This window comes from Candidatus Thermokryptus mobilis, assembly GCF_900070205.1.
GTDB lineage: Bacteria > Bacteroidota > Ignavibacteria > Kryptoniales > Kryptoniaceae > Kryptonium > Kryptonium mobile.
The window spans coordinates 23,072-30,685 of record NZ_FAOO01000021.1; the positions used below are offsets into that span (position 1 = coordinate 23,072).

6 protein-coding genes are annotated in these 7,614 nt (G+C 35.3%); all 6 read right to left on the reverse strand.

Going from position 1 to position 7,614, the window contains the following annotated elements; translation table 11 throughout:
- Position 1 precedes the first annotated feature (1 nt).
- The 6 genes from FKZ43_RS10225 to FKZ43_RS10250 all read right to left on the reverse strand — a co-directional run bounded on the left by FKZ43_RS10225 (position 2) and on the right by FKZ43_RS10250 (position 7,126).
- Entirely contained in the window at positions 2-3,268 is a 3,267-nt protein-coding gene (locus tag FKZ43_RS10225) for a PD-(D/E)XK nuclease family protein (protein WP_140945797.1), read from the reverse strand.
- 118 nt (positions 3,269-3,386) lie between these two features.
- The gene (locus FKZ43_RS10230) at positions 3,387-4,508 is read right to left on the reverse strand and encodes a 6-bladed beta-propeller (protein WP_181180341.1); all 1,122 of its coding nucleotides are present in this window, start codon (positions 4,506-4,508) and stop codon (positions 3,387-3,389) included.
- Positions 4,509-4,529: 21 nt separating this feature from the next.
- Positions 4,530-4,841, reverse strand: a complete 312-nt coding sequence (locus FKZ43_RS10235; RefSeq protein WP_140945799.1) for a hypothetical protein — start codon at positions 4,839-4,841, stop codon at positions 4,530-4,532.
- A 193-nt stretch (positions 4,842-5,034) separates the two neighbouring features.
- On the reverse strand, positions 5,035-5,301 hold the full coding sequence (locus FKZ43_RS10240; RefSeq protein WP_140945800.1) for a hypothetical protein: 267 nt from the start codon (positions 5,299-5,301) through the stop codon (positions 5,035-5,037).
- Positions 5,302-5,439: 138 nt separating this feature from the next.
- On the reverse strand, positions 5,440-5,916 hold the full coding sequence (locus FKZ43_RS10245; protein ID WP_140945801.1) for a hypothetical protein: 477 nt from the start codon (positions 5,914-5,916) through the stop codon (positions 5,440-5,442).
- Positions 5,917-6,160: 244 nt separating this feature from the next.
- Positions 6,161-7,126: a BF3164 family lipoprotein gene (locus tag FKZ43_RS10250; protein WP_181180343.1), complete on the reverse strand. Its 966-nt coding sequence runs from the start codon at positions 7,124-7,126 to the stop codon at positions 6,161-6,163.
- Positions 7,127-7,614 lie beyond the last annotated feature (488 nt).

A 7,614-nucleotide genomic window follows, 5' to 3' on the forward strand; every position in this document is an offset into this window, starting at 1 on the left:
CTCAACCCCAATTTCTTATTTGAATTCCAAATTTAACCTCACTTATACGACAAATTTCAATGAAAGGACAACCCCAACAAATTTTACTAATTTTATCATCATGCGATGTCAAACCAAATTTACCATTAACAATCCCATCAACATAAACATTAACTTTTTCAACAGCCAAGTCAATCTTTTTCTTATACTCCTCCTCATCCAAAATTTTTTTGCTTCTCCTCCCTTCCCCCTTCTGCAAAACTCTCCCAATCCTTACATCACCGCGAACTATATAATTAACCCCTCCAACACCCTCCATCTCATAACCCCTGTCTTTGAAAATTTCCTCAGCAACTTTAATGTAAATCGGAATCTGAAGATGTATCCCCCTATCCAAATCATCCAAAGTCGGAACATATCTTCCCGTCTTATAATCATAAATCAAAAACTTATTCCCTTTCACATCAATCCTATCAATTTTCCCCTGAATTTTCACCCTCCCTATTTGAATTGGCTTATCCGTTGAAAGATTGACATCTACCTCCGCTCTACTTCCGATCTTGGGTCCGAAAGCAACCTCAAAATAAATCGGCTTATATTCCCTATATTCTATAGAACTTGCCTCCAGATCGATAAACTTCTTCATATTTTCAACCAGCTCATCAACCTCAACCTCCCAAAGCGGATGGTTTATCTCAAATTCGCTCGCCTTTTCAAGAGCAATTTCAACTATCAACTCCTTCGCCTTGTCAACATTTTCCGCAATACTTAAACCAAGCTCAACCCAACTATTGTAAAACTTATAAAGCACCTCGTGATATAAAATACCTCTTTCAATCGGCGTCAAAAGATCCTCTATCTCCTCAAATGTTCGCAAATTCAAAACCCTCTCAGAGAAATATCTGAAAGGACACTTACCATATGTCTCAAGCTGTGATATTGAAAAAATCCTTTCCTCGTGTTCCCCAAGTTTTATCTTCTCATCATAATAATCTGCTTTAATTATCCCTTTATATTCAGCATAATTTTCATCATGCGAATTGCTTCTGCTTATGTTAACCCTTGAAATATCAAAAATATATCTCATCTTATCTCCATAATCAGCGACAAGCTTTGGAAACTTCTCAACAACAAAATCAAATCCCCTTTCACCAAGTTCAAACTTCAAAAACCTGCCAAACTTATCATAAAGTTCAAGCATTGAAAAAATCCCACGGTCAAAATCATCCGACGACACCTTTTCAAATTCAACAACCTGTTCAAGAGAGTCAATAAACCTTGACCTAACGAGTTCGTTCTCCCCGTCCGTCCTCGGATAAGTCAAATAAAGATGCGTTTTGAAATTTACAACACCCTGATAGAAAAGATAACGCTCGTCAAGCTTATGCCTCCACTCCGTTTTTCTAAGCTCTTCACTTAAAAATACCTCTGGCTCATACACAGATGGAAACTCCGTATCAACAAGCCCAGCAATTATCATAACATCAAAATTCAAACCTCTTGTCTCTTCAAGTGCCGTCACATAAACGCCATAACCATACTTTTGCCTTATATTGTATCTTACCCTTGAAATTGCCTTCTTTATCAAGTCAACATAAAAATTAAACTTGTACCTTTCCCGTCTTTTCATATTGAATTCAAAAACCTCAAGGACTTCATCAACGACTTCAATAAACTTCTGATAAGCCCGCGCATCCCTTTCAATTTCATCGTGTACAGCCACACTTCTCGGAAATTTCAAAATTTGCTCCTCAACCCTTAACAATCTCAAAACTTCCCTCAACCTCTCCTTAAATTCAGAAGGTGTCATCATCTCGGCGGAAAATTTATCCACTATTTTCATAAGCCCCTCAAAATCAAGAAGTGCTTCATTAAATAGATTTAACTCGCGCACGAGCTGGTTATATTCATCTTCGTCGCTTGTCACATCAAGTTTCGCCTTTATAAAATCAATTCTCCTCTCAACTCGTTCCTTCCAAAACTCACGACCGCTTTTTATCTTCAATTCCTTTGATGCAGAATAAATGTTATCTGGCTTGAGCTCACGCCCCGTCCCAGCACAAAAATCAAAATATGAGCTCATCAAAACCTTAACAATCCCACCTATTGCGTAATCATTTGCAGGTATATCAAGAAGAGAAATTATCGCGGAAACTAAAGGCGACCTTTCAAGATAAAACCTATCAGTTATATTTGCTGGAATCCCATAAATAGGAAAAATCTCCCTGAAAAGATTCGTATATTTTTCAGGTCGGTAAGTCGCAACACAAATTTTGCTTAAATCAATATCGGACCTTTCATTGACTATGCTCTTAATCAAACGAGCTATCGTCTTCACCTCATCTACCCTGTCCTTGGCTTCAATTAAGGTGACAAAATCCTTCGCATTATACTTATCAAACTTCAAACCAATATAATTGAAAAGATACTTGTTTAAATACCTTGCGAATTTATCATTTTCCGTCTTCGGCTTTACCTCAAGCTTTTCAAAACCAGCATCAAGAAATTTATTATAACATTCGTCAAGATGACCGAAAAGATTATTGTTTTTCTCAAAATAATCAAACAAAATCACAATCCTTAAACCATCAACCTTTGTGAGCATCTTTATCAAGTTTATCTCCGGAAGGCGAAAAACGGAAAAACCATCAATGAAAACCGAATCAACTTCAAAAAAAGCATTCCTAAAAATTAAATTCGCATTTTCAATCGTCAAGATATTGTTCAATTCTTTGAAAATCCCCGGCACATCTACAAACGAATTGCTAAGCAAAAGACCCTCATATTTTTCATATATCAAAGCGATGTCTTTAAGCTTTACCCTATCTTCCCCTCTCCGAACATTGTCAATTTGTTCCAACAAATCCTTTGGATAAATCCCATCCTCTTTTAATCCAACTATCGTATCAATCAACTTATTCACTGTTCCTTTTGGAAGCTCATTTCCTGTCCCAGGTGGTTTAAAATATTCAAGTTGCTCAATCACACTATCTATTACCATTTGAAAAACAAGCCCTTGAATTGTCTCCGATATAAGACGCTTAGGCTTTTCAACACCCGAACTGAAATACAATTTCCTTGCGAACAATTCAAGCGTAAAAAGGTTTAATTCAGGAGCAATGTTCCCTGGCGCATAACTTAAAAATTCCCTTTGCAACTCCCTTATCTTCCTCCTTGTCGGCACAATATAAATAAAACTCTTAAACTCCCCACGCTCTATCCTACTCTTTATCTCCTCTCGCACATCAAAAACTTTTCTACCCGCTGGAAAACTTAAAATTACACCCATTTCAAAGCTAAACTTTAATTTCCAAACCTTGCAAAAATTTAAATACCATGGGATTCAAAAACAAAAATCTACTTAATAGAATTAACCACCGCTCACATATATAACCCAACCCTGAAATCTACCTCCTTAAAGTCGCCACAGCAACACCCAACTTTGCCAAATCCCACTCATAGATATTAAAAACATATGGCACCTTTTCATCCAATTTGGAATCTTGTATGTTGGGTTCAATTACTACCAAATACCTCAAATCTCCCCTGTGCATAATCACAGGCAAATCAACAACAACCTTACCAAGGTAACGACCATCAAGGTTGTATAAAAGAAAATATCCATAACTTCCCTTAGGCATCTTCTTCTTAGAACTGTAATAATGAACCATAACCACACCAGAGTGTTCAATCAGCCCCCATAATCTAGCATCATACGCCTTTTCCAAGGTATCAACAGAATAAGTCCTTAATCTCTTGATCTCACTCCATAATCCCTTAGGTTTCTCAAAATTAATTTTCTCCTTTGAATCTACCTTATGCAAGGTCACGCCAGTAAAATCGTTTGCCTCAACTACATAACCCGACGAAATTATCAAATCACCCCCTAGGAAACCTCTATAAAAGTAGCTTTGATATCCCCAATCAATATCCTCAGTATATGTTTCTTTAACTTTACCATCATCATAAATCAAAGTTAGAAAACCAGAATACTCATGTCTTGCCGAAGGCGGATGATGGACAAATATCCTTCCAGAATCATCAACTGCAATATGCTTAATTATCAAGCCGGGTTCAGAAAATTGAAAAACTTTTACCAACTCCCCCCTCAAATTATAAACTGTAAATCTCGCGTTTATATGATCATAAATATAAATCAGACCATCCTTTGATAAATCAAATCCTTGAATCGCTTTAAATTCGCCAGGTCCAGACCCTACTCCACCAAATATCCTTAAAACATTACCCGAACTATCTAATACCCATATTTTCCCCTGCGATCTATTGCATATAACCAAAAAACTATCAATATAAGCAATACTTTGAACGATATCATAATCCAAGAAATCTTTGCCGTTGTTTTTAATCCTTATTGATTTTACAAACTTAACAACTTCGCTTAATTTAACATTTTTATCTTGCTCACCACCGAAGCTAACGATGAAATGAAAATTGAAAAGGCGAGATAGAGCAAACAAAAAGAACAGAAAAATCAATAATATAAAAATAACCGCTTTTTTACTTTTCATCATCATTTAACCCTTTTCTTTTTAATCGCATCTTCCATGTTCTATTGTTTCTCGCTTCGCCCGAAGCATGCACTCAAGCCCTTCAAAACCGCATTCCCAGCTAATATAACGGTCAAAAGTATATCTTGTTCTAATCTGGATAAGCGATGGAAAACCAAAGGTAATCTCAACCCAATTACAAAGCCGTGGTACTAATCTCACCCCCATTTCTATCCACCTACCTTTATAAAATGTTGGTATTGGAGAAAGTTTTCCGGGATCATCATCCTTTGTCTGTGAATAGAGTAAAGCAAAAAACAAAAGCATCAAAAATGGAAAAATAACCTTCTTCATTTTACTTTTCTCCTTTTGTTTTTAGTTTTATAAAAATTAAACAAGAAATCAAAGCAAAATTCAAAAATAAATGTAAAACATCATTTCTACCCCCAACCAACCTTCCAAAACATCCACAATTCCAAACAAAAGCATCAAGCCTAAAACAAACTCAAAAAACGAAAAAATATATGAAAATTTTCTTTATCAAGTCCTATATCCCTTTCTTCAAATTCTCCCATCTCTTGATACTATTCTGCAATCCTTTCCAAAAATTATATATGCTCGGATTGTTATAATTGGCAATCTTTGTCTCAACTATCTTAAACTTTCCCTCAGCTAAATCCCGCTTGCCCAATTTGAAATAATATTCATATAACAACATATCCGCAAAAAGACCAACCTCATCATTTCTTACCGTTGAAATCCCCCAAAAAAGAAACCGCCTTATCATATAACTTATCATTAAAATTATCACCACATATCCTGTTAAGCGCGCCAGAAACTGAAAACAAACATTGAACCCCAAACCAATTCCTATAATCAGGACTTTCAACTATGTCACTGTATCTATCAATCAAATCCTCCCAAATCTTTAACGCCTCGTCAAATCTTTCAGTTAAACTATTACATATGCGAGATTATCCCAAGTAACACAAATATAACCCCTGAACCTTTCGTCATCACCATACTTATCAATCACATACTTTGCGTATCTTTCGGCTTGAGCAAAATACTCGGGTTTAGGACTATAAATTGACAAACGCAAATAAATGTCAGCGATCGTGTTATATAAAAAGAATCTGACAACATCATCCATAACATCTTCACCAGATAAAATCTCCTCCACCCTTCTAACCCTCTCTTTACCCTCACTTTCACTTGTGATTAAACTTATCTCAAATCTACCCGGTAAACCCTTCGCCTTTAAAAATCTATCAACAACTTGAAAGTCAAGGCGTGATCCCCTCACATTTAACTCCATCCAACTCGGTGAAGATGAAATATCCGGCTCCAAAGCTTTACCAGTAGATTTATCCTCCTTAACTGAACAAGCAAAGAAAAAAAGCAACAAAATTAAAACCTTAAACCTCACAACTATTCCTTAACGCAACGAGTTCTCATCATTAACATATCGCAAAATTTTACGATAAAATAAATCCAAATTCTTATAACTATTTGAATTTAAAGCATAAGTATAAATAATCCTTCCTTCATCGACAAATAAAGATAACACATCAACTTTTGGCGGAAGCCTAAATTTTATCGTGTCAAGTTTAAACAATATGGATTTATCATAACCATTCTTTTCAAGGAAACCCAAAAGCGTTGAATTAACTCTATCGCTTAAAAGCAGAAACTTTAAACCTTATTATTTTGGTCAGCGATTTATCAATTCCAAAAATTTCTCCCGTATTTGGATCCAAAGTTATCCCAAAAACTTCACGATCAAGTAAATATGTCTTAACAAATCTTCCATCAATACTATAAATATGAATTAACTTACCCCCACTATGTCTTTTAAAAGGTGTTCCAGAGTATAACGCATAAATATAATCATTTGTAACAAATATGTCTATATAACCTCGGATTGCTCGTTTCGTGTCTAAAGCCATCACAGGAAACCCTTGCAAAGATTCAACTTTATATCGCGGTAAAACCTTCAAAGGACCATGAAATCTTTTTTCCAACTTTTTATCCTTATATACATCAATAAAATCAGAAAATGTTGCGTTTAAAATACAATATAAACTATTTGGGCTTACTTTTAATTTACCTTGCATAGCTGCCTTATGTATATCCAGAGGAACCCCACTCTTTCTTCCAGGAAGCAGTTCGCCAAATGTTTCCTTTTTCTTTCCAGAAAAATTATATAAGCTAACACGACCATCGCTTAAAAAATCAAGCACTCCAATAATAGAATCATTGATAACATGAGCATAATAATTTCCAGCTCCTTCAAATGATATTACCTTATCAACCTTACACATACCGTCTATTAAGGAATAAATTGTCAGGCGATTCAATGACACATCAAAAATACTAAATCTGAATTCATCACCTGGGATATAATTTAAAGCTACAGCACTTCTAATCTCTCCAGGACCAGAACCCTCTTTACCAATTGAAGCAACCAAATTATAATTACCCCTATCATAAACTTGAATTTTCCCTCTACTACCAAGAGGTTTTCTATCATTCAGTATAAGATAACGCCCAAGGCAAATTATGCCCTCAACTTCTCCTAACGAATCATCCTGTATCACAACTTCGCCAAGTAAAATCTGCCCTTTGAAAAATCTCATTTTCATATAATTATCAATCAAAAAATAAAGACCAACAAACATTAAACACAAAAATATAAACCCAAAAACCAAAAATCTTTTTCTTTTAAACATAAAATAAATAATTCTCTCATTTTGTTAAAATTTGAGCACGCTTAATGCACACCCACAGAAAAAATCACTGGGGTTGACACGATGAAGGGCTATAATATGCGCCCGGTTGAATTATAATGACATGACCAAAATTTATATAACATGTGGCGTTTGGATCATTACAGCAAGTTCCTCCTTCAGCTAACACATCACTAGCAAATATTCCCCACAAAGCAAAATATAAAGATAAAACTAAGAGCAATATAAGCCCCATAACCATTAAATGCTTCATTTTACCTTCCTCCCTTTGTTTTTAACTTTACAAAAATTAAACCAGAAATTAAAGCCAAATTTAAAAACAAATGAAAAAGGTCATTCCTACCCCCAACCAACCTCCCAAAACATCCACAATCTCC

Bases quoted from the DNA above. Each gene is read 5' to 3' on its own strand.
- FKZ43_RS10225 (WP_140945797.1), bottom strand. From the start codon at position 3,268: ATGGGTGTAATTTTAAGTTTTCCAGCGGGTAGAAAAGTTTTTGATGTG.
- FKZ43_RS10235 (WP_140945799.1), bottom strand. From the start codon at position 4,841: ATGAAGAAGGTTATTTTTCCATTTTTGATGCTTTTGTTTTTTGCTTTA.
- FKZ43_RS10230 (WP_181180341.1), bottom strand. From the start codon at position 4,508: ATGAAAAGTAAAAAAGCGGTTATTTTTATATTATTGATTTTTCTGTTC.
- FKZ43_RS10250 (WP_181180343.1), bottom strand. From the start codon at position 7,126: ATGAGATTTTTCAAAGGGCAGATTTTACTTGGCGAAGTTGTGATACAG.